We start from the raw sequence: 20,986 nt of genomic DNA, 5'->3' as shown, positions 1-20,986 counted from the left end.
GTGCGATGAGCAGGACGAAACGCGGGGTCCGGCGGTTCGCCGCGCTCCTCGTCGGTTGCGGCGCGGCCGGTCTGGTGATCGGCTGGAGCTACGAACGGGTGCCGGCCGTCGGCCATTCGCGTCCGCTCGGCCGGTAGCCGAGCCGGCGGAGCTCCGCGCCGGCGATCTTCTCCACCTGGGTGACCTGCTTGGGCGTGAGGTGGTCCTGCCACATGCCGATGTCGTCGTCGCCGACGCCGTGCAGCGCGCTCTTGGCGATCCGCTGCCCGAGGTAGTCGGAGATGTCGCCCAGGATCTCGCGGGTGCGCGTGACCAGATCCTCGTAGCGGATGGTGAACAGCTGTTCGTCGGGCGTCTGGGCGCGCAGCCGGGCGCTGAGCCGGATCGACCCGCGCCAGCGCAGCGCGCACTTGACCGCCACGCCCGCCCGCGGCCAGCGCGCGCGCTCGGTCTCGTCCTCGACGCCGAGGAAGGCGTTGGGGAACACCTCGTCCAGGTTGGCGAAGCCGGGACGGAACCACGCGAGGCAGCGCTCGTCGGAGACCATCCCGGCGACGACGTCACGGCCGTCGCGGATCACCTGGATCAGCTGCGCGTCGGGGAAGGCGTCCAGGATGACGTCGGCGCTGTAGATCAGGTCGGGTGTCGCGTCGGCGAACCGCTGGATGCCGCGCGGGTCGGCGCAGACGCCGTCGGGGCCGAGCCGCCCCAGGTCACGGCACTGCGCCGGGCACTCACCGCACCCGTCCGGGGTGACCTGCCAGCTCTGCGCGTACGCGTCGCGCATCACCCGGGCGGCGCCCGCGCCCCGCTCGCTCGCGATCGAGGGGCGGCGGGCGAACGCGTAGACCGTACGCACCACGTTGGGACGGCCCATCGTCAGGTGGAAGGCCGTCGAGTGCCGGATCGCGCGGGCGACCAGATCCGTGCCCGAATGGGGCGCGCCGAGCAGGAAGACCGGGCGCCGGACCTTGGTGCCGTTCACCACCAGGATGTGCGGAGACGTGGAACGCGGGGGTGTCACCAGCGTGTCACCTCGGGCGGGGCCGCTACGCGGGCGCTCGTCAGCCGACGACCGCGAGCGCGTCGATCTCGACGAGCAGACCCTCGGCCAGCCCGACGAACACCGTCGTACGCGCGGGGTAGGGCTCGCGGACATAGTCCTCGTACACCGCGTTCATCTCCGCGAAGTCCTCCCGGCGCGTGAGGTAGACCCGCAGCATCAGAACGTCGTCGAAGCCGGAGCCGGCCTCCTCCAGCACCGCCCGGACGTTCTCCAGCGCCTGGCGGGTCTGCTCGCCCACGGTCTCGCCGACGACGATCCCGGTGGCGGGGTCGACCGGGACCTGACCGGCGACCTGGAGGATGCCGCCCTTGCGGACGCCCTGGCTGTACGCCGCGGCCGGCCGGGGAGCCTTCGCGGTGTGAAAAGCGATCTTGTCACTCATGCGGGTTACTCATCTCTTGGCACCGGCCGGATGGCCCCGGCGCCGTCGGCGCTCCTAGAGGGATGGTACTGACTTCGGGACCTTCATGGTCACGCCGGGCCGATGCCCGTCCGCCCCGCCCGCGGCCCTTCCGATGCCGGTGACACGGCGAGGGCGATCACCGCCCCGGCGCCACCCGGACAGACCTTTGCCAGGCCCTGACCTGCGGATACCGGCGCGGGTACGAGATCACGCCCGCTCCGGCTGGTTGACTCGGCCGATCGCAGACGCCGGCGCTGGCCGCCGGTGTCGGGGGCACGTGCGCGGCGGTGAACGCCGCCGCGCGGAGGGGGGCGATGATGCCGCTACGCCTGATCAAAGGTTCCTACCGGATCCTGCACAGCCAGCCCGATGGTGACTCGATCCACTTCTTCCCCGACGACGCGGAGGCGTTCGTCAAACTGCGCATGAACGCGCATCTCAGCGCCGTCGGCAGCGTGCAGCTGCGACTCGACGCGATCGACGCGCTGGAGACGCACTACACGCCGCACGGCCACGGGGGCTTCACCCAGCACCAGCCGCTCCCGCTCGCACACGCGGCCGCCGACCGGCTGCTGGCCCTGCTGGGCTTCAGCGACGTCAAGCGGGAGCGGGAGACCGTCACGAGCGCCACGCCGGACGAGACGCCCGGCTACATCCTGACCCGCTTCGCCGACAAGTACGGGCGGCCGGTGGCGTTCGCGTACGCGGGCGCGAGCGAGGAGACCGATCTCGCGCAGGTGCGGGCCACCGCGGCGACGGTGCGCGAGAGCGTGAACCACCGGCTGCTCTCCGAGGGGCTGGTGTACCCGACGTTCTACAGCAAGCTGTACCCCGACCTGCGCGCCGAGCTGACCACCGCCGCCCAGGCCGCACGCGCCGAGGGGCACGGCGTGTGGAGCGGCGACGCGACCACGAGCGGCGCGACCGTGACCAGCCTGGCCGACCTGGACGACCACATCGTGATCCTGCCGAAGCTGTTCCGCCGGCTCGTGGACTACCTGGCCCTGGGCGCCGGCGACGTGTCCCTCGACCGGTTCACGGCCTTCCTCGCCGCACGGAACGACCGCCTGTTCGTCATCTCCGAGGCGCACGCGACCGGCCTGGACACCGTCACCGCCGTGTCCGGCCAGAAGATCCGGCTCACCCACCCGCCCGAGGATCTGGTGTTCATCGAGGCGTGACCGCGGTCACGCGGGGCTGCCACGATGGCGGGATGACCGTTGTTCTGCTGCATTCGATGTACGGCCTGCGGGCCGCGGTGCTCGACGCCGCGGCCCGCATCCGTGCCACCACCGGGCACGAGGTCGTGGTCCCCGACCTGTACGACGGCCGCACGGCGGACGACGCCGAGACCGGCCTGAAGATCAGGGACGAGATCGGCCCGGAGGAACTGGCCCGGCGCGCGGCCGCCGCGGCCGCGCCGTACGCGGGGGAGAGCACGGTGTACGCGGGCCTCTCCCTCGGCGCGAGCCTGGCCCAGCGCCTCGCGCTGGGCGGCGGCGCGCGGGGGCTGCTGCTGATGCACGGCACCGCGGAGGTCCCGGAGGGCACGGCCGTCCCCGGCCTGCCCGTGCAGCTGCACGTCGCCGACCCGGACGAGTGGGAACCTGCCGACTGGCTGGGGGAGTGGCAGGAGGGGATGCGCCGCGCCGGCGCGCGCGCCGAACTGTTCCGCTACCCGGGCGCGGGCCACCTGTTCACCGACCCGGACCTGGCCGACCACGACGAGCCGTCGGCACGAAAGGCCTGGGAACGCGCCCTCGCCTTCCTCCAGGGACTGTGACCGCCGCGCCGTCGGACGTTCGGGGTGCCGACCCCCCGGAAGGGTGAGATCCCGAATCCGCGGCGGCGGGCGGGGGACCCAGGCACGAGGAGGCGGGGTCTTCGAGGACTACCGACCCCCAGAGCCGGGTCGTCCACAGGCGGGCGGCGTGGGTCGACAGGCGAGGAACCCGTCGGGGAGCCTTGGGGCGTGAACGCCGAATCCGCTGCCGGGCCGGGGCGTGGCCGATCGTCTTGTGCGCCGCGTGTGGGTGCGTTGATCCGCGACGCTCGCATGGGCCGAGACCTCACCCTCAAGCAACTCGCGACGGCGTCGGGGGTCAGTGCCGCGACCGTGTCGGCGGTGGAACGGGCGAGCAAGGGCGGAGCCCGGCAATGGGTCGACAGGTGGCAGAGCTGGCAGGGGTCGTGCCTTGATCCGCGCGATACGGAATGTCCGCCGGCGCGGTACCGATGCAGGCACGGTGAGTTCCGGGTGCGGCTGGCCGGGGAACTCAGCCCGAAGGTCTGGGTTGAGCTGGAAGATCTTCCCGCGCCGGACCTGGCACCGGTCTCCCTTTTCCGGCGCGTTCCGCTCTTGACCCGCGCCAGGTTGCCGGTCGTGCCGCTCACTGAGATCGAGACCGACGAAGCGTACGCGCGACGGGTGCTCGACCGCGTGCGAGAGCTCTCCGGCGGGCTTCCCCACCTGCGCACGGCCCCGGATTCGTGGGGCCGCGTCACCGGGGCATAGCGTGGGGACGCCGCCCGGCGTCCGCGGAGGCGGCACGACGGGTGATGGGTGGTGGACCGTGGTGGATGCCGGCGCGCTGCGGCGGTTGGGCGAGGAACGGATCGACTGGCGGTTCAAGGGCATGCCCGCCGACGCCGCCGGGATGACGGTGGCGGAGCTCGCGGCCGAGCGGCGGGATCTGTTCGACGGCGGCTTCCATCCGCCCCTCGTCGTGCTCGACGCCGCCGCGCTGGAGCACAACCTGGCGACCATGCGCGACTGGTGCGAGCGGCGCGGCGTACTGCTGGCGCCGCACGGCAAGACCACGATGGCCCCGCAGCTGTTCGCGCGGCAGCTCGAGCACGGCGCGTGGGGGATCACCGTCGCCAACTTCGCCCAGCTTCGCGTGGCGCGGGCGTTCGGTGTCCGGCGGGTCGTGGTCGCCAACCAGCTCGTCGACCCGGCCGGGCTGCGCTGGGTCGCCGGTGAGCTCGCGCGCGACCCGGAGTTCGCGCTGTACTGCTTCGCCGACTCGGTGCGCGGCGTCGAGATCATGGCGGCGGCGCTGCGCGGGGTGCCGCGGCCGGTGGACGTGCTGGTCGAGCTCGGGGCGCCGGACGGGCGCGCCGGTGTACGCGACGTCGCCACGGCCGAGGAGGTGGCCCGCGCGGTCCGGGGTGCGGACGGGCTCCGGCTCGCCGGGGTGGCCGGGTACGAGGGTGCGATCGCGCACGGTGCCACGCCGGAGAGCCTCGCGACGGTCGACCGCTACCTGCGGGACCTGCGCGACCTGGCCGGCCGGCTCGACCTGCCCGACGACGCCATTCTCAGCGCGGGCGGCAGCGCCTACTTCGACCAGGTCGCGGACGTGTTCGACGGCGCCCGCACCGTGCTTCGCAGCGGCGCCTACATCACCCACGACGACGGCTTCTACCGCGACGTCTCACCACTTCGCCGGGCCGGGGACACGCCGTTCAGACCGGCGCTGCACGCGTGGGCGCAGGTGACCTCCCGTCCCGAACCCGGCCTCGCGCTGCTCACGCTCGGCCGCCGCGACATCTCGTTCGACCAGGGCCTGCCGGAGCCGCACACCGTACGCCACGCCGACGGCTCCCGCTCGCCCGCGACCGGGAGCCGGGTGACCGCGCTCAACGACCAGCACGCGTTCCTGCGGCTCGGGTCCGGCACCACGGTCGAGGTGGGCGACTGGGTCGACTGCGGGGCTTCCCACCCGTGCACGGTGTTCGACAAGTGGCAGTTGCTTCCGGTCGTGGCCGGCGACACGGTGGTCGACCTGGTCCGCACCTGGTTCTGACCGGCTCGTACGGGAGGCTCCCCGTTGCGCGGACCCGCGGGTGAATGTCCGGTACCGGACACGGCATAGGCTCTTGATCATGATCGGCGAATGGCTCCGGAACGCGGGCGCGGTCACCGTGCTCACCGGGGCGGGCATCAGCACGGAGAGCGGCATTCCCGACTTCCGAGGTCCGCAGGGCGTGTGGACCAAGGACCCGCAGGCGGCCGCGATCGGGCAGGCGCTGGAGCCGGACGTCTTCGCCGCGGCGGAGCGGGCGGCGCGCGGGTGCGACCTCTTTCTGGCGATCGGCTCCTCGCTCGGCGTGCAGCCGGCGGCCGGGCTCTGCGTGGAGGCGGTCGAGCGCGGCGCGCGGCTCGTCATCATCAACGCGCAGGAGACGCCGTACGACCGTCTCGCCGACGCCATCGTACGCGAGCCGATCAGCACAGTCCTGCCGACACTCGTGTCAGATACTTGTTGACGACGAATTCCAAGCGTGTGGTTTATGACCTCTTCCGCTTCGGGGTGCACTGGTGTCATGCTCTGACCGACCACATAACAAGGAGAGTTACATGGGTGACCTCGGGGGCGGACCACCCTCACTACGGGCGGGGGACAGGGTCGCCGTGGTCGCTCCGAGCTATCCCGCTGAGCCGGAGCGGCTCGAGCGCGGCTGCGCCGTGCTGCGCTCGTTCGGTCTCGAAGTGATGGTCGGCAAGCACGCGCTCGACCGCGCCCCGTCCGGCCTCGCCTACCTCGCCGGATCCGACGACGAACGCGCCGCCGACCTGCAGGCGGCATGGTGCGACCCGGCGATCTCTGCGGTGTTCTGCGCACGCGGCGGCTACGGCGCGGCCCGCGTGCTCGACCATCTCGACTGGGAGACGATGGCCCGCGCGGCGCCCAAGCTCTTCCACGGCTCCAGCGACATCACCGCCCTGCACATCGCCTTCGCCCAGCGCCTCGGCGTGCCGACGTCCTTCGGGCCGATGGTCGTCTCCACCCTCGCCGACGGCGAGCCGGAGACGATCGCGTACCTGCGCGAGGCTCTGTTCGGAACGGACATCACGGTGCGCGGCACTGGCACCCTGCGCGGCGGCCGGGCGCGGGGAACGCTGACGGGCGGCAACCTGGCGCTGCTCACGTCATTGCTCGGCACTCCGCACGCCCCGGAGCCGGCCACGGGCCGCATCGCGTTCATCGAAGACGTCAACGAGGCGCCGTACCGCGTCGATCGCATGCTGACCCAGCTCCTTCAGGCGGGCTGGTTCGAGGGCGTCGCCGGCATCGTGCTCGGCACCTGGATCGGCTGCGGCGACCTCGAGGCGGTCTTCGCCGACCGCCTCGTGCCGATCGGCGTGCCGATCCTGGCGGGCGTCCCGGTCGGCCACGGTCCCGGGCAGCGTACGATCCGGCTCGGCGCCGACGTGGAGCTCGACGCGGACGCGCGGGTGCTCGGCCCCGGCACGGGCGGCGGCGCGGAGGGGCCTTCCCACCCTGGCGAGGAGACACCGTGACCACCTTCGAGAGGCGCGACCGCAGGTCCACCACGGCCGCCGGCTCCGACCCCGCTCTCGACTCGCTCGTGGTGCTGGTCGCCGAGAGTCACGGTTACGGCTGCCGTGCGGTTCCCGGTGACGTGATGCTCCTCGACGGCCCGCAGCGGCTGCACATCGGCATGCGCAACCTGCGGCAGCTCGCCCGGCAGGTGCCGCGCGACGACTGGCCGGCGTTGGTCGCCGACCACGTCGGCACGATCATCACCGCGATCGAAGAACCACTGGACCTCAGCGACTTCGCGCTCGTACGCGGGCTGCTGCGCTCGCGCATCTACCCGGCCGAGGCCCGCACCGGCCGGCTGATCTCCCGGCCGTTCGCGCCCGGCCTGATCGAGGCGATCGTCGCCGACACGCCCACGACCGTGCGTACGGTCGTCACCGACGACGTGGTCGGCTGGCCGGTGACCGCCGATGAGCTGTTCGCGGTCGGCCGCGACGGCGTCCGCGCCGACGGCCCGCTCGAGTGCGACGTCATCGACGACACCGGCATCCGCGTGCTGGAGGGCTCGACGTTCTACGCCGCGACGCACCTGGTGTGGCTGGAGTCCTACCTCGACCCCGGCCCCTACGGCGCGCTCGCCGTCGCACCCACCCGCAGCACGATCGCCGCGTGCACGATCCGCAAGGACACCGCGCTGATCAGTGCCGAGCGCCTGCGCGCCTTCGCCGGCGACGCCCACGAGGACGGGCCCGGCTCCCTGACGCCGGAGCTGTTCTGGTGGCGCCGCGGCACGCTCACGCTGCTGGAGCGGGCGAACACCGGGCGGGCCGAGCTGCCGCACGAGTTCATGCGGTTCGTCGCCTCCCTTCCCTGATCCGCCGCCGCCCCGGGGCTTGACCTTGACGCCGGTGTCACGGCCTAGCGTCGGTGGCGGCCATACGGATCAAGGGGAGAGACGATGATCGAACTGACGACCGACGACTTCGACGCGCAGGTACTCCACGGCGACCGGCCCGTGCTGGTCGACTTCTGGGCCGAGTGGTGCCCGCCGTGCCGGATGATCGCGCCGATCCTCGAGCAGGTGGAGGCGGAGTACGGCGACCGTCTCACCGTCGCCAAGATCAACGGCGACGACCACCCGGAGATCGCGCGCAGGTACGGGGTGCTCGGCTTCCCCACGCTGAACCTCTACCGCGACGGCGAGGTCGTCCACCAGATCGTGGGCGCCCGATCCAAGCGGGCCCTGCTCGCCGACCTGGAACCCCACCTCTGACCGCGCCGGCCGCCCGCGACGTGCCGCCGTCGCGGGAGCTCACGGCCCGATGACGCGCTCCACGAGTTCGGGCACCCACTCGACGTACTCGATCTCCGCGCCGCCGGGATGGCGGGCGTAGAGGAACCGCCCGGTGGCGCTGGTGGACTCCGGCGTGGTGATCCGCGCCCCGGCCCGCCGGAGCGCGGCGGTCACCTCGTCGAGGTCACGGACGATCGCGGTCGCGGTCGCGTGGGCGTACCGGGCCCGCTCGCGCGGCGGTCCGGCGATGAGGAGGAAGTCGCCGACGGCGGTGAGCTCGACACCGTCGAAGGCGAAGCGCAGGTCCGGTTCCGCGCCGGTGAGGTCGCGGAGCAGGGGCAGAACCTGGTCGGTCTCGTCCGCCCACAGGCGGGCGTAGGTCTTCAGGACGGTCATCGCCGCATCACTCTCCTTCGGTTACTGGGGAACCGTAGGAAAGTAGGCTGTGAGGTGCAAGAACGCACTTTTCAGTGAGAGAGGCACCCCAAGGTGAGCATCACCCGATCGCCGGACGACGGTGACCTGACCCGCGCCGACTCCCTGGCACGCGAGATCTTCGCCGACGTCGCCAACAAGTGGGCGTTGCTGATCATCAACGTGCTCGGGGAGCGGACCCTCCGCTTCGGCGAACTGCACGCCGAGGTGGGCGGCATCAGCCACAAGATGCTGACGCGGACCCTGCGGGTCCTCGAACGCGACGGCCTGGTCGAGCGAACCGTCCACCCGACGGTGCCGCCACGCGTGGACTACGTCCTCACCGGGCCCGGCCAGGCGCTGCGCGCCATGGTCAACGGCATGTGCGGCTGGACCCGGCGGCACATGACCCACATAGAGGAGGCCCGCCGCCGGTTCGACGCCGCCCGGCCGACCGTCTGAGAGGGCGGCCGGGCCGGGGCGCGTGCGACAAGGCTCCTGGCTAGGGCCGGGCGGCGGCGTGGCGGGCGCCGCGCAGGCCGTCGTGGCCTTCGAGGTCGTAGGCGGTCAGGACCAGGGGCACGTGGCTGAACGCCTGCGGGAAGTTGCCGACCTGGCGCTTCAGCCGCGGGTCGTACTCCTCGGCGAGCAGGCCCACGTCGTTGCGCAGGTCCAGCAGCCGCTCGAACAGGTCCCGCGCCTCCTTGGCGCGGCCGATCTGCTGCAGCGCGCCCGCCAGCCAGAAGCTGCACGCGAGGAACGCGCCCTCGCGGCCGGGCAGGCCGTCGACGCCGTGCTCGTCGTCGCCCGTGGCGTACCGCTGGACGAACCCGTCGCTGGTCAGTTCGCGCTGCACCGCCTCCACCGTGCCGATGACCCGGGGGTCGTTCGGGGGCAGGAAGCCGACGCGAGGGATGAGCAGCAGCGCCGCGTCCAGCTCGCGTGAGCCGTACGACTGGGTGAACGTGCCACGTTCGGCGTCGAAGCCCTTCGCGCAGACCTCACGGTGGATCTCGTCGCGCAGCGCGCGCCACCGCTCGACCGGGCCGCGCCGGTCGAAGTTCTCCACCATGCGGACCGCGCGGTCCACCGCCACCCACGTCATGACCTTGGAGTGGACGAAGTGCCGCCGTGGCCCGCGGACCTCCCACAGCCCCTCGTCCGGGTCGCTCCAGTGCCGCTCGACGAAACCCATCATCGAGCTCTGCAGCGACCAGGCGTGCCGTTCCTGCTGGATGCCGCTGTTGAGGGCGAGGAACAGCGAGTCGGCGACCTCGCCGTAGACGTCGAGCTGGAGCTGTTTGGCCGCGGAGTTGCCGACGCGGACCGGACGGGAGTTCTCATAGCCCGCCAGCCAGTCCAGCTCGTACTCCTCCAGCCGGCGCTCGCCGGCCACGCCGTACATGATCTGCAGGTCCTCGGCGCTGCCGGCGACCGCGCGCATCAGCCACGACCGCCAGGCCTTGGCCTCGTCGCGGTAGCCGCTGCGCAGCAGCGCTTCGAGGGTCATCGTGGCGTCGCGCAGCCAGCAGAAGCGGTAGTCCCAGTTGCGCACACCGCCGACCGCCTCGGGCAGGGAGGTCGTGGCCGCCGCGACGATGCCGCCGGTCGGTTCGTACGTCAGCGCCTTCAGCGTGGCGAGCGAGCGGACGACGGCGTCGCGGTAGGGGCCGGAGTAGGTGCACTGCGCGGCCCACTCGGTCCAGAAGCGTTCGGTGCCGGCGAGTGCCTCGTACGGGTCGACGTCGCGCGGGGCCGGCAGATGCGAGGGATGCCACGTGAACACGAACGGCAGCGAGTCGCCCTCGCAGACGACGAACGTCGCGCGGTGGGCGAAGTCGCGGCCCTCCAGCTCGACCGGGCTGCGCAGCCACACCGAGTCGGGGCCGGCGATGCCGGCGAGGTGGTCGCCGATCCGCCGCATCCACGGGATGGCCCGGCCGTAGTCGAATCGGATGCGCAGGTCCAGCCGCATCGGCACCCGCCCGGAGACGCCCTCGATGATGCGAACGACGTCCGCCGCCTCACCGCGCTCGGGCATGAAGTCGACGACGCGGACGGTGCCCTCCGGAGTCTCCCACTCGGTCTCGAGGATGAGCGTGTCGCCCCGGTACCGCCGCCGGGTCGCCTTGCCGCCGGCCACCGGCGCGATCTGCCAGCGGCCGTTGCCGGGGTCGCCGAGCAGGCCGGCGAAGCAGGCGGGCGAGTCGAGCCGGGGAAGGCACAGCCAGTCGATCGAACCGTCCAGCCCTACGAGAGCACAGCTGAACAGATCACCGATGAGCGCATAGTCCTCGATGGGCGCAGACAATGCGATTCCCCCTTGTCGTGGCTGATATCGACCCAGTGCGTACGGTAACGCGGCGCCGCGCCCCGTACCCGGCGAATCTGCCGACCTGACCGGCTGTTTACCTATGTCGATGACGGTAAGTAATCAGACCGTCGCCGTTCTGGTGGATCGCCTCGTCGCAGGCCGGAACGGCACCGGATCGGGGGCGGCGGAATGGGCAGGACCGACGAGACCGTGCGCAGCCTGGTGCCCGCCCGGATCGACCGGCTGCCCTGGTCGCGGTTCCACACCCGGATGATCGCCGCGCTCGGCGTCGCGTGGATCCTGGACGGGCTCGAGGTGCAGATCGCCAGCATCGTCGGGCCGGTGCTCCAGCGTGCGGACACCCTTCGGCTGAGCTCGGGCGAGGTCGGCTTCGCCGGGACGGTCTTCCTGCTCGGCGAGGTGCTGGGCGCGCTGGTCTTCGGCCGGATCTCGGACCGGCTCGGCCGGCGCCGGCTGTTCATCGTCACGCTCGGGCTCTACCTGGCCGCCAACGCCCTGACCGCGCTGTCCTTCGGTTACTCGATCTTCCTGGTCTTCCGGTTCGCGGCCGGGGCCGGGATCGGCGGGGAGTACGCCGCGATCCACTCCGCGATCGACGAGCTCATCCCCGCGCGGTACCGCGGCCGGGTCGACCTCGCCGTCAGCGGCACCTACTGGTTCGGCGCGATCCTCGCCTCGCTCGGCGAGTACGTGCTGCTCAACCCCCGCCTGCTGCCGCCGGACGTCGGCTGGCGCATCGGGTTCCTCATCGGACCGCTGATCGGCGTCGCCATCTGGGGCCTGCGCCGCACGCTGCCGGAGAGCCCGCGCTGGCAGCTCATGCACGGCCGCGCCCGCGAGGCGGAGCGTACGCTGGCGGGGATCGAACGCGAGGTCGCGGCGTCCGGGGTGCGGCTGCCCCCGGTCGACGAGAGCCGCTACATCGAGGTGCGGGCGCGCGAGCAGGTGCCATTCACGCTGGTGGCGCGGACGCTGTTCCGCGACTACCCCAAGCGCTCGGTGCTCGGCGCGACCCTGATGATCAGCCAGTCCCTCCTCTACAACGCGATCTTCTTCACGTACGGGCTGGTGCTCAAGCACTTCTACGGCGTCGCCGACCACGACGTGCCCAAGTACTTCTTCGCGTTCGCCGTGGGCAACCTGCTGGGTCCGCTGCTCATCGGCCGGCTGTTCGACACGATCGGCCGCCGGCAGATGATCTCCGGCACGTACCTCGTCTCGGGCGCGCTGATGGCCGTCAGCGGTTACCTGTTCGAACGCGGCCTGCTGACCGCCTTCACCCAGACCGTGATGTGGTCGGTGATCTTCTTCATCGCGTCGGCGGCGGCCAGCTCGGGCTATCTGACGGTCAGCGAGATCTTCCCGATGGAGCTGCGCGCCCAGGCGATCGCCCTGTTCTTCGCGATCGCCCAGGTGTTCGGCTCGTTCGGCCCGGCGATCCTCGGCTCGCTGATCGGCGAGCAGGCGCATCCGGACCGGACCCGCCTGTTCGTCGCCTACCTGGTCGCCTCCGGGGTGATGGGCGCCGCCGGGGTGGTGGCGGCGTTCTGGGGCGTACGGGCCGAGCGCGCCTCGCTGGAGGACGTCGCCGCGCCCCTGTCGTCGGTACGCCGCCCGAGCGACCGTCTCGACGACCGGCTCGATCCCGGCGGCTGAGTCGCCGCCGCGGGGGATCGCCCGACCGTCAGCCGTGGCAGGAAGAGCTGGGTGAGCGGGCCGATCGCCACGGCGTACAGCAGCGTGCCTGCCCCGACGGTGCCGCCGAGGGCCCAGCCGAGCACCAGTACGCTCACCTCGATGCCGGTGCGCACGACCCGTACGGAGTGGCCGCGCGCCGCGAGACCGGTCATCAGCCCGTCGCGCGGGCCCGGACCCAGGCCCGCCCCGATGTAGCAGCCGGTCGCGAAGCCGCCGACGAGGATGGCCGCGACCAGGTACGCCGAGCGCAGCGGAAGGCCGTGCGGGTCGGGCAGCAGCCAGAGGAACAGGTCGGCGAACACGCCGATGAGGACGACGTTGCTGACCGTGCCGAGCCCGGGACGCTGCCGTAGCGGGATCCACAGCAGCATGACCAGCGCGCCGGCGATGATGATCCAGGTGCCGATCGACAGGCCGGTCTGACGCGCGAGGCCCTGGTGGAGCGTGTCCCAGGGGTCGTTGCCCAGCCGCGAGGCGACCTGCAGGGCGATGCCGAGGCCGTACAGGGCCAATCCGACGTACAGCTGGGCCAATCTGCGGATGAGCACGTGGGTTCCCCTTCGTCGGTGCCGCCGAGGCCATTACGACAGAAGAGTGGCTTGAAAGATAAGGGCCAATCAGGAAAAGTGGCCTTATGTCGACCAGGTCCATCAACGCGGCCAACCTCGCGCGGCTCCTCGGCGGACCGCCCCCGGAGCGGCCGTACTACGCCGCGATCGCCGCCGCGCTGCGCGGCCTCGTGCTCGACGGCCGCCTGCCGCTGCGCACGCGGCTGCCCGCCGAGCGCGACCTGGCCGCCGCCCTCGGCGTGAGCCGCACGACGGTCACCTCGGCCTACGACGCGCTGCGCGCGGACGGGTACGTCGAGAGCCGCCAGGGCGCCGGGAGCTGGACCGCGCTGCCGAACGGCACGCCCCCGTCCGCCCGTCACGCGTTCGCCGAGGACCGCACGCTCATCGACCTCGCCTGCGTGGCGCCCGCCGCGCCGCCCGGCTTCGACGAGTGCGTCGCCGCCGCCGTCGCGGAACTGCCACGCCACACCGGCGGACCCGGGTACGAGCCGCTGGGCCTGGCCGTCCTGCGCCGGGCGATCGCCGAGCGGTACACCGCGCGCGGGGTCCCGACCCTGCCCGAGCAGATCCTCGTGACCACCGGCGGGCAGCACGCCCTGTATCTGGTGCTGCAGACCTTCGTACGGCCCGGCGACGCCGTCCTCGTCGAGTCGCCGACGTATCCGCACGCGCTCGACGCGCTCCGCCTCGCCCGTGCCCGGCTCGTGCCCGCCGGCGTCAACGCGGGCTGGGACCTGGAGCTGATCGCCGGCGGCATGCGGCAGGGCGCGGCCCGGCTGGCGTACCTGATCCCCGACTTCCAGAACCCCACCGGCCGCCTCATGGGCGACGACGACCGCGCGGCGCTCGTGGCCACCGCCCGCGCCACGGGCGCGTACGTGGTGAGCGACGAGACCTTCACCGAACTCGCCGTCGACGACGTGCCACGCCCGAGGCCGCTCGCCGCGCACGACACCGACGGCCGCGTGATCAGCATCGGTTCGGTGTCCAAGCTGATGTGGGGCGGCCTGCGGATCGGCTGGATCCGCGCCGGGCAGGCGCTGGTGCGGCGGCTCGCCGAGGCGCGCGACGCCGTCGACCTGGCCAGCCCCGTGCTCGAACAGCTCATCGTCACCGAGCTGCTCGGCCGCGTCGAGCCGATCGTCGCGGCCCGCCGCGCGGTTCTGCGGGAGCGGCGTGAGGCCCTGGTCGCCGCGCTGCGCGAGGAACTGCCGGATTGGGCGTTCACCGTCCCGCCGGGCGGCCTGTCGCTGTGGGTCCGGCTGCCGGGCATCTCGAGCACGGCCCTCGCCGCGGCGGCCGCGCCCCACGGCCTGCACATCGTCCCGGGCACCGCCTTCGGGGTGGACGGGATCCTGGACGACCACCTGCGCGTGCCGTACGTCCTGCCGCCGCAGGAGCTGCGTGAGGCCGTCACCCGCCTGGCCGCCGCCCGGAGCGGCGCGGCCGTCGCCCAGCCGCCCCGGCCCGCCTACGTGTAGAACGCGTCGCGGCTACAGCCCGGCGATGATCGCGGCGAGCAGGGCCGCGCGTTCGGCGAGCGCGGGCACCGCGATCGACTCGTCCTCCGCGTGGGCGCCCCGGCCGCGCGGGCCGAAGCCGTCGAGCGTGGGCAGGCCGAGCGAGCCCGGCAGGTTCGTGTCGCCCGCGCCCGCCGCCGGGCGGCCGGTGATCCGCTGACCCAGCGCCGCCCCGATCCGCGTGACGCTCTCCAGCAGCGGGTTCTCGTCGCGTTCGGGCCAGGTCGGGCGGCTCGACAGCACCGTGGCCGTCACGACGGCGCCCGGCCGGCGCGCCCGGGCTCCGGTCAGCGCGTCGAGCACCCGACGCTCGGCCTCGGTGGAGGCGAACCGGAGCCCGATCTCGGCCGAGGCGCTCCCGGCGACGACGTTGGCCCGGCTGCCGCCCTCGATCCGCCCGACGTTGAACAGCGTCGTGCCGTCGTCGGGCACCGCCGCGCGCGCCGCCGCCACTTGGTCCAGCAGCTCGTCGATGGCGGAGATCCCCTTGTCGGGGTCGAGCGCCGCGTGCGCCTCACGCCCGCGAACGCTCAGCAGGACACGGGTGCTCCCGCGGCGCGCGCTCTTCAGCGCGCCGTCCGGGTGCGGCGACTCCAGGCCGAGCACGGCCACCGCCCCGTCGAGATGGCGTTCCACCACCGTGCGGCCGCGCGGGCTGCCCACCTCCTCGTCGGAGACGGTGACCAGGCGCACCCGCCGCGCCGGCGCCGCGCCCGCCGTCTCCAGCGCGCGCATCGCCATCTCCACCGCGACCAGGCCGCTCTTCATGTCCAGGGTGCCCGGCCCGGCGATGGTCGCCCCGTCGTCGGTGTACGGCATGGTCGCCAGCCGCCCGACCGGCCAGACCGTGTCGTAGTGGCCGACCAGGAGCAGATGCGGGCCGTCCTGCGGGCCGAAGTCGGTGACGAGGTGGCCGTCGTCGCGGTAGACGCGGCCGCCCGCCTCCCGCTGCCCGGCCTCGATCAGGTCGGCGCACCGGGCGAGCGCCTCGGCGTCACCGGACGGCGACTCGGCGAGCGCGTACGCGCGCAGCCGTTCCCGGCCGAAGGGGAGCAGGTCGGTCGCCGCCGCGGTCAGGCGTCGCGCCAGGTCGTTGTCCATGGATTTGATACTAAACTTGCCGTGAAATCGCCGTACTGATCGTCATTTGCCGTAGAAGAGAAGATTTTGACACTCTCCCCGCCGATCACCGTGCGACCTCTCACCACCGCCGCCGAGATGCGCGCGGGCGTGGAGGTCTACCGCACCGCGTTCGCACTGTCCGCCACCGACCCGGCGGTCAGCCCACGGCTGCTCGCCGCGCTCTCGCGCAACGCCGGCTCGGTGATCGGCGCCTTCGCCGGGGAGGACCTCGTCGGCTTCACGTACGGCTTCCTCGGCTCGGACACCACGACGGTCTACCACTACTCGCAGGTCGCGGCGGTGCTGCCCGGCTGGCAGGGCCGGGGCATCGGCCGTACGCTCAAGTTCAGCCAGCGGGACTACGTCCTGTCCACCGGTGTGACCGTCATGCGCTGGGCCTTCGACCCGGTCCGCACGCACAACGCCCATTTCAACTTCGACGTGCTCGGCGCCACGGGCCGCTGGTTCACCCGCGACCTGTACGGCGTCGAGGACTCCGGCCGCGATCCCGGCATGCGCACCGATCGGCTGATCGTCGAGTGGGACCTGCTGGCGGACGCCTCGCGTGACCTGCCGCGCCCGCCGCACGTCGGCTGGGGCGAGACCCGCCGGGAGGCCGGCGGTGACGTGCTGGTCGGCATGCCGCGCGACTGGGACGGCCTGGTCGCCCGCGACCGGGCCGCGGCGCACCACCTGCGGGACGACGTCGCCGACGCCCTGACCCGGCTGACCGGGGAGGGGCTGCAGGCGATCTCCTGCAGTGTCTGCGACGGTCACACGGCCGTCTACCGTTTCCGCCCGAGCCGCGAGGAGAGCTGAGTGCCGCGCGTGACCACGGTCGAGGCGTTCCGGCTGAGCCTGCCGCTCGTCCACGCCTTCCAGACGAGTTCCCACCGCAAGACCCACCTCGAGCACATCCTCGTCCGCGTCGCCGACGCGGACGGCGCCGTCGGCTGGGGCGAGATCGCCTCGCCCAGCGACCCGTACTACTGCTCGGAGACAGTAGACATCTGCTGGCTGACGCTCCAGCGGTACCTCGCGCCGGCCCTGCGCGGCGCCGACTGGGACCACCCGGCCCAGGTCCGCGCGCTCTGGAAGCGGGTCCGCGGCCACCACTTCGCCAAGGCCGGCCTGGACATCGCCTGCTGGGACCTGTGGTCGCGGGCGGCCGGCACGCCGCTCGCCCGCGCGCTCGGCGGCGACCGCCGGGCCATCGAGGCGGGCGTGAGCCTGGGCATCGAACCGACGATCGACGATCTGCTCGTCCAGGTGGGCCGGTACGCCGCGGAGGGCTACCGCCGGATCAAGCTCAAGATCGCGCCCGGCTGGGACGTCGAGCCCGTGCGCGCCGTGCGTGCGGCCCATCCCGGCCTGCCGCTGCACGTGGACGCCAACGGCGCCTACGGCGAGGACCAGTCCGAGGTCTTCACCGCGCTCGACCGCTTCGGCCTGACCATGATCGAGCAACCGTACGCGCCGGGCGCCCTGGCCGCGCACGCCCGTCTCCAGGCGCGTCTGGAGACGCCGGTCTGTCTCGACGAGTCCGTGGACGACCTGGACCAGCTCGACACGGCACTGGAGCTCGGCGCGGGACGCGTCCTCAACATCAAGGTCTCGCGGATGGGCGGCCTGACCGTGGCGGGCATCGCGCACGACCGCGCCGTCGAGGCGGGCTGGCGCGTGTGGTGCGGGGGCATGCACGAGTTCGGCGTGGGCCGTGCGGCCAACGTGGCGATCGCCGCGCTGCCCGGGTTCACGCTGCCCAGCGACGTGTCCGGCTCGGACAAGTACTACGCCCACGACGTGGTGGAACCCCCGATTCGCGCGACGGAGGGACGGGTGCCGGTGCCGGAGACGCCCGGCCTGGGCCACGAGATCGACGAGCCGCTCGTCCGCCGTCTCGCCTCGGCGACCCTGACCGTCTGAGCCCGGCCCCCTGCCCGGCGCGTGCCGGCGTGGCGCGCGACCGCGGGGTACGGGCAGACCGGCCGGGTGCGCGTGACCGTGCCGGAACGGTGCCGAGCGCGAAGCGGTCAGTACGACCCGGACCGGGCGTTCTTGTGCGAGGTGTCCAGCGTGCCGCTCCGCAAGCAACCCGGTCAGCGCGCGGCACTCGTGCCGGCCTGGGCGATGTGCTCGGCGATCAGGCGGGCGATCTCGCCGGGCTGGGTCAGCGGCACCCAGTGCGGAGCGCGGACCGGGCGCACCTGGAGCCGCTCGGCGAACGGGCGGGCGGCCTCGGCGGCCAGCGCCGGAGTCACGAACGCGTCCCCCGTCGCGACCACGACCTGGGTCGGCACGGTCGTACGCCGCTCACCCGGGGCGCGGCGGCGGCCGAGCATGTTGGCGCGGTAGAGGTTCACCCCGGCGGCGGCGTCCTCGGCGAGCGTCGGCGCCGGGTGCGTGCGGACCGCCACGCCCTCGGTGCGTTCGAGCAGGCTCGCCCAGCGGCGGGCGAGCATGTGCCGCCAGACCAGCTCCGGCACGACCGGGGTCTGGAACGCGGCGATGTACCACGAGTGCGCGAGCTGCCGGGCGACCGCCCGTACGCCTGAGGGCCGGCGCAGGCCCGCGCGCATCCAGCGCGCGGCGTGGTCGAGGCACGGGCCCGAGATCGAGGTGAACGAGGCGAACCGCTCCGGCATCGCGCAGACCGCCTCCCACGACTGGATCGCCCCCCAGTCGTGGCCGGCCAGGTGCACGGGCGCGCCCGGGCTCACCGCGTCGAGCACCGCCCGCATGTCCGCGACGAGGTGCTCGAACCGGTACGCGTCGCGCTGCCGGGGCCGCGACGAGGCGCCCGCGCCGCGTACGTCATAGGTGATCACCCGGAACCGTGCCGCCAGCCGCTCGGCGACCCCGTCCCAGACCGCGTGGGTGTCCGGAAAGCCGTGCACGAGGAGGACCGCAGGACCCCGGCCACGTTCGTGGACGGCCAGATCGACGCCGTCCCCCTGGATCCGCCGCGAGTGCTCCGCGGCCTGAGCATCGGCACGTGTCCCTTGGTCGCGTCCGCTCCTCACTCGCTCCGCGGGCGGCTCGTCCCTCACCGCCCACTCCGCTCGCTCGTTCGCTTCCGCTCATTGGACACGGCGTCCAATATATGCCGGTCCGGCCCCATCGGGTCAAGGGCCAGGTTCGATCCGGTCCGCGCCGGCGTAGACGTTCATCGACGCGCCGCGTAGGAAGCCGACGAGGGTCATCCCGGCCTCTTCGGCGAGGTCGGCCGCGAGCGAGGAGGGCGCCGACACGGCGGCCAGCGCCGGTACGCCCGCGAGCAGCGCCTTCTGCGTCAGCTCGAACGAGGCGCGCCCGCTGACGAGCAGGACGTGCCCGGTCAGCGGCACCCGCTTGTCCTTCAGCGCCCACCCGACCACCTTGTCGACGGCGTTGTGCCGCCCGACGTCCTCACGCATCGCCAGCAGCGAGCCCTCGGCGTCGAACAGCCCGGCCGCGTGCAGCCCGCCGGTGCGGTCGAAGACCCGCTGTGCGTCGCGGAGCGTTTCGGGCAGCCGCGCCAGCGTCTCCGGGGCCAGCCGCGCCGGGTCCGCGCTCACGTCGTACCGCGACCGCTGCCGGATCGAGTCGATGCTCGTCTTGCCGCACACCCCGCACGCGCTGGTCATGAGGAACGACCGGTCGACCGAGACCTCCGGCGGCTCGACGCCCTCGGCGAGCGTGACGTCGATGACGTTCATCGTGTCGGTGTCGGCGCAGTAGCGCATCGCCCGGATGTCGTCGGCGGACCGCACCACGCCCTCGCCGTGCAGGAACCCGGCGACCAGGTCGAAGTCGTCACCGGGGGTGCGCATCGTCACCGACAGCGGGCGCCCGGCCAGCCGGATCTCCAACGGCTCCTCGACCACCAGCGTGTCGGGCCGCCCGCGCGCGCCCCGCTCGTCGATGTGCGCGATCCGCCGCCGCACCGTCACTCGGCCCATGCGCCCGACGCTACCCCGTGGCAAGGCAGGGAACGCCTCTCCGTACGCGGGGCGCCGCCGAATCTGTTTCATTGGCGCCGGTCCACCGCGCCGCGTTGCCGCGAGTCGGTGATGATCGTGGTGGTCCGCGTGAGCACCATTTCGAGCAGCCGATGCAGGCGTTGCTGCCGCGGCCGTGACAGGAACGGCCACGCTATAAGGGCCGGGAGCAGTGCGAGGGTGATGACGATAGGAACCACAAGGGCGGCCACGGTGACCAGGCCGCGACCTAGGGCAGGGATGGGCCAGCCCATTCGCCGACCTCCTCTGGTGTCGGGCTTCGCTGGCTCGTCGAACTGCCTTCGTCGCGCGAGCTCTCTTCGGACAGGCGCTCCCAGGATGATCCGTTGGGCCATATCAGATCGATGCGCAGGGACTCGCATAGCTTGGCGAGGTCCGTGCGAGGCCGGGATGGCACCAGGATCGTCATCCGCTTGGCATCGACGTATCGGGCGTAGTCCAACAACTGCCCGATGGCACTGTGTATCCCTTCCCGGGTGGCGGTGCCCTTCGCCTCGATCAGCTCCTGGACTGTGCGGTCATACAGGTCGATGCAGAGGGGCGTCGCCTCCCAGGCCGGGACGATCCGTTGCTTCACCATCTCGTGTCCGAGTTGGGCGATGGCGTAATCGGAGTAGGCGCGAATCAAGGCGGTTTCGCGCTGCTGGGCCGTCTGTGGCTCACGTGACGGCTCGGTAAAGGTGCGTTCGATACCCTCCGCCTCCACGGGCAACTGCGTGATCGTGGGCCGAGGCTGCGGGGTTCGTGGGCTACGGGCTCCGTCCTGCTTGACCTCACCGACAGGCCTGAGTCGGAAGACGAACACGTTGCGGATCGTTCCGCCGTCGATCTCAGGAGCGTCAATCAGGTAGTACGGGTGTTCTGCGTCGACCTCGAACTCTCCCAAATACTCGACGACGCCGCCTGATGCCGACCGGAACAGGCGAAGGGCGCGGCCGTTGACGCGGTGGTTCAACACGGCGAGGTTGCCCTGAGCCATCCGCTGGTCCCCGCGTTGGCCCTCTCCCGTGTAGTGATAGCAACCGTCCTGGCCCCACCCCTCCGGGAATCCATGCTGGCGTGCCACAGCCGGGTTGGTGAACAGCAAGACATTCGAGGTCATGCTTGAGGGGCCGATGCCGCCCTGAAGCCGCCCGCCGTACTCCCTGTGTAGATCTCGGCGGAGAACCGCGTCCCCCGGCTTGAGCCGCCATCGCCCTGCCATCGCGTAGCTCCGAACTTTAGGTCAAATTTCTAGGGTAAAAATAGCAGAGAGTCGGCCTGTCTGTGA

At 72.4% G+C, this 20,986-nt stretch carries 22 protein-coding genes and 1 pseudogene; 13 read left to right on the top strand and 10 right to left on the bottom strand.

Annotated features, from left to right (window positions below; translation table 11 throughout):
• Positions 1–88: 88 nt before the first annotated feature.
• Both QSK37_RS23580 and QSK37_RS23575 read right to left on the bottom strand, forming a co-directional pair.
• Positions 89–1,024: a sulfotransferase family protein gene (locus QSK37_RS23580; RefSeq protein ID WP_285583420.1), complete on the bottom strand. Its 936-nt coding sequence runs from the start codon at positions 1,022–1,024 to the stop codon at positions 89–91.
• Positions 1,025–1,064: 40 nt separating this feature from the next.
• The gene (locus QSK37_RS23575; RefSeq protein ID WP_285583418.1) at positions 1,065–1,448 is read right to left on the bottom strand and encodes a RidA family protein; all 384 of its coding nucleotides are present in this window, start codon (positions 1,446–1,448) and stop codon (positions 1,065–1,067) included.
• Between the two features lie 338 nt (positions 1,449–1,786).
• Between QSK37_RS23575 and QSK37_RS23570 the strand changes: the two genes are divergently transcribed.
• From QSK37_RS23570 to trxA, 8 genes are all read left to right on the top strand, one after another.
• Entirely contained in the window at positions 1,787–2,650 is an 864-nt protein-coding gene (locus QSK37_RS23570) for a thermonuclease family protein (protein ID WP_285624891.1), read from the top strand.
• Positions 2,651–2,682: 32 nt separating this feature from the next.
• Entirely contained in the window at positions 2,683–3,252 is a 570-nt protein-coding gene (locus QSK37_RS23565) for a dienelactone hydrolase family protein (protein ID WP_285624888.1), read from the top strand.
• 189 nt (positions 3,253–3,441) lie between these two features.
• A complete protein-coding gene (locus QSK37_RS23560) occupies positions 3,442–3,984 on the top strand; it encodes a helix-turn-helix domain-containing protein (protein WP_285624886.1) in 543 nt (180 codons plus the stop codon).
• A gap of 58 nt (positions 3,985–4,042) precedes the next feature.
• Positions 4,043–5,278, top strand: a complete 1,236-nt coding sequence (locus QSK37_RS23555; protein WP_285624884.1) for an amino acid deaminase — start codon at positions 4,043–4,045, stop codon at positions 5,276–5,278.
• Between the two features lie 79 nt (positions 5,279–5,357).
• The gene (locus QSK37_RS23550) at positions 5,358–5,741 is read left to right on the top strand and encodes an SIR2 family NAD-dependent protein deacylase (protein WP_285624881.1); all 384 of its coding nucleotides are present in this window, start codon (positions 5,358–5,360) and stop codon (positions 5,739–5,741) included.
• 91 nt (positions 5,742–5,832) lie between these two features.
• Positions 5,833–6,777, top strand: coding sequence for a S66 peptidase family protein (locus QSK37_RS23545; RefSeq protein ID WP_285624879.1), 945 nt, complete (start codon positions 5,833–5,835; stop codon positions 6,775–6,777).
• Positions 6,774–7,634, top strand: a complete 861-nt coding sequence (locus QSK37_RS23540; RefSeq protein WP_285583406.1) for a hypothetical protein — start codon at positions 6,774–6,776, stop codon at positions 7,632–7,634. Before QSK37_RS23545 ends, QSK37_RS23540 begins: the two co-directional genes overlap by 4 nt.
• A gap of 84 nt (positions 7,635–7,718) precedes the next feature.
• Positions 7,719–8,033: a thioredoxin gene (gene trxA, locus QSK37_RS23535; RefSeq protein ID WP_285624878.1), complete on the top strand. Its 315-nt coding sequence runs from the start codon at positions 7,719–7,721 to the stop codon at positions 8,031–8,033.
• Between the two features lie 39 nt (positions 8,034–8,072).
• Here trxA and QSK37_RS23530 read toward each other — a convergent pair whose 3' ends face one another.
• Entirely contained in the window at positions 8,073–8,450 is a 378-nt protein-coding gene (locus tag QSK37_RS23530; protein WP_285624875.1) for a hypothetical protein, read from the bottom strand.
• A 93-nt stretch (positions 8,451–8,543) separates the two neighbouring features.
• Here QSK37_RS23530 and QSK37_RS23525 point away from each other — a divergent pair, with 93 nt between their 5' ends.
• Positions 8,544–8,930, top strand: a complete 387-nt coding sequence (locus tag QSK37_RS23525) for a winged helix-turn-helix transcriptional regulator (protein WP_285624873.1) — start codon at positions 8,544–8,546, stop codon at positions 8,928–8,930.
• Positions 8,931–8,970: 40 nt separating this feature from the next.
• On the opposite strand, the gene QSK37_RS23520 is transcribed toward QSK37_RS23525, so the two are convergent.
• Complete coding sequence (locus tag QSK37_RS23520) at positions 8,971–10,779, bottom strand: glycoside hydrolase family 15 protein (protein WP_285624869.1); 1,809 nt, start codon at positions 10,777–10,779, stop codon at positions 8,971–8,973.
• Positions 10,780–10,971: 192 nt separating this feature from the next.
• Here QSK37_RS23520 and QSK37_RS23515 point away from each other — a divergent pair, with 192 nt between their 5' ends.
• On the top strand, positions 10,972–12,459 hold the full coding sequence (locus tag QSK37_RS23515; protein ID WP_285624867.1) for an MFS transporter: 1,488 nt from the start codon (positions 10,972–10,974) through the stop codon (positions 12,457–12,459).
• Between the two features lie 23 nt (positions 12,460–12,482).
• On the opposite strand, the pseudogene yczE reads toward QSK37_RS23515, so the two are convergent.
• Positions 12,483–13,049 (bottom strand): annotated as a pseudogene (gene yczE / locus QSK37_RS23510) (membrane protein YczE); the annotation flags it as partial.
• A gap of 86 nt (positions 13,050–13,135) precedes the next feature.
• On the opposite strand from yczE, the gene yczR reads away from it, so the two are divergent.
• Positions 13,136–14,554: a MocR-like transcription factor YczR gene (gene yczR, locus QSK37_RS23505; protein WP_285624860.1), complete on the top strand. Its 1,419-nt coding sequence runs from the start codon at positions 13,136–13,138 to the stop codon at positions 14,552–14,554.
• A gap of 12 nt (positions 14,555–14,566) precedes the next feature.
• On the opposite strand, the gene QSK37_RS23500 is transcribed toward yczR, so the two are convergent.
• On the bottom strand, positions 14,567–15,694 hold the full coding sequence (locus tag QSK37_RS23500) for a M20/M25/M40 family metallo-hydrolase (protein WP_285624858.1): 1,128 nt from the start codon (positions 15,692–15,694) through the stop codon (positions 14,567–14,569).
• 90 nt (positions 15,695–15,784) lie between these two features.
• On the opposite strand from QSK37_RS23500, the gene QSK37_RS23495 reads away from it, so the two are divergent.
• Positions 15,785–16,534 (top strand): hypothetical protein, encoded by a 750-nt coding sequence (locus QSK37_RS23495; RefSeq protein WP_285624856.1) that lies wholly within the window; start codon positions 15,785–15,787, stop codon positions 16,532–16,534.
• On the top strand, positions 16,535–17,641 hold the full coding sequence (gene menC, locus QSK37_RS23490) for an o-succinylbenzoate synthase (RefSeq protein ID WP_285583392.1): 1,107 nt from the start codon (positions 16,535–16,537) through the stop codon (positions 17,639–17,641). It begins immediately after the preceding gene.
• A 173-nt stretch (positions 17,642–17,814) separates the two neighbouring features.
• Here menC and QSK37_RS23485 read toward each other — a convergent pair whose 3' ends face one another.
• The 4 genes from QSK37_RS23485 to QSK37_RS23470 form a co-directional block, all read right to left on the bottom strand.
• The gene (locus QSK37_RS23485; protein WP_432705590.1) at positions 17,815–18,738 is read right to left on the bottom strand and encodes an alpha/beta fold hydrolase; all 924 of its coding nucleotides are present in this window, start codon (positions 18,736–18,738) and stop codon (positions 17,815–17,817) included.
• Positions 18,739–18,840: 102 nt separating this feature from the next.
• On the bottom strand, positions 18,841–19,656 hold the full coding sequence (fdhD, locus tag QSK37_RS23480; protein ID WP_285624852.1) for a formate dehydrogenase accessory sulfurtransferase FdhD: 816 nt from the start codon (positions 19,654–19,656) through the stop codon (positions 18,841–18,843).
• Positions 19,657–19,724: 68 nt separating this feature from the next.
• Positions 19,725–19,949, bottom strand: coding sequence for a hypothetical protein (locus QSK37_RS23475; RefSeq protein ID WP_285624851.1), 225 nt, complete (start codon positions 19,947–19,949; stop codon positions 19,725–19,727).
• Positions 19,925–20,920, bottom strand: coding sequence for an SRA domain-containing endonuclease (locus tag QSK37_RS23470; protein WP_490246502.1), 996 nt, complete (start codon positions 20,918–20,920; stop codon positions 19,925–19,927). The genes QSK37_RS23475 and QSK37_RS23470 overlap by 25 nt, the downstream gene beginning before the upstream one ends.
• Between the last annotated feature and the right edge of the window lie 66 nt (positions 20,921–20,986).

Origin of the sequence: Actinoallomurus iriomotensis (assembly GCF_030269445.1) — a bacterium.
In the GTDB taxonomy this organism is placed as follows: domain Bacteria; phylum Actinomycetota; class Actinomycetes; order Streptosporangiales; family Streptosporangiaceae; genus Actinoallomurus; species Actinoallomurus iriomotensis.
This window is presented reverse-complemented; position numbering and strand designations above follow the sequence as displayed.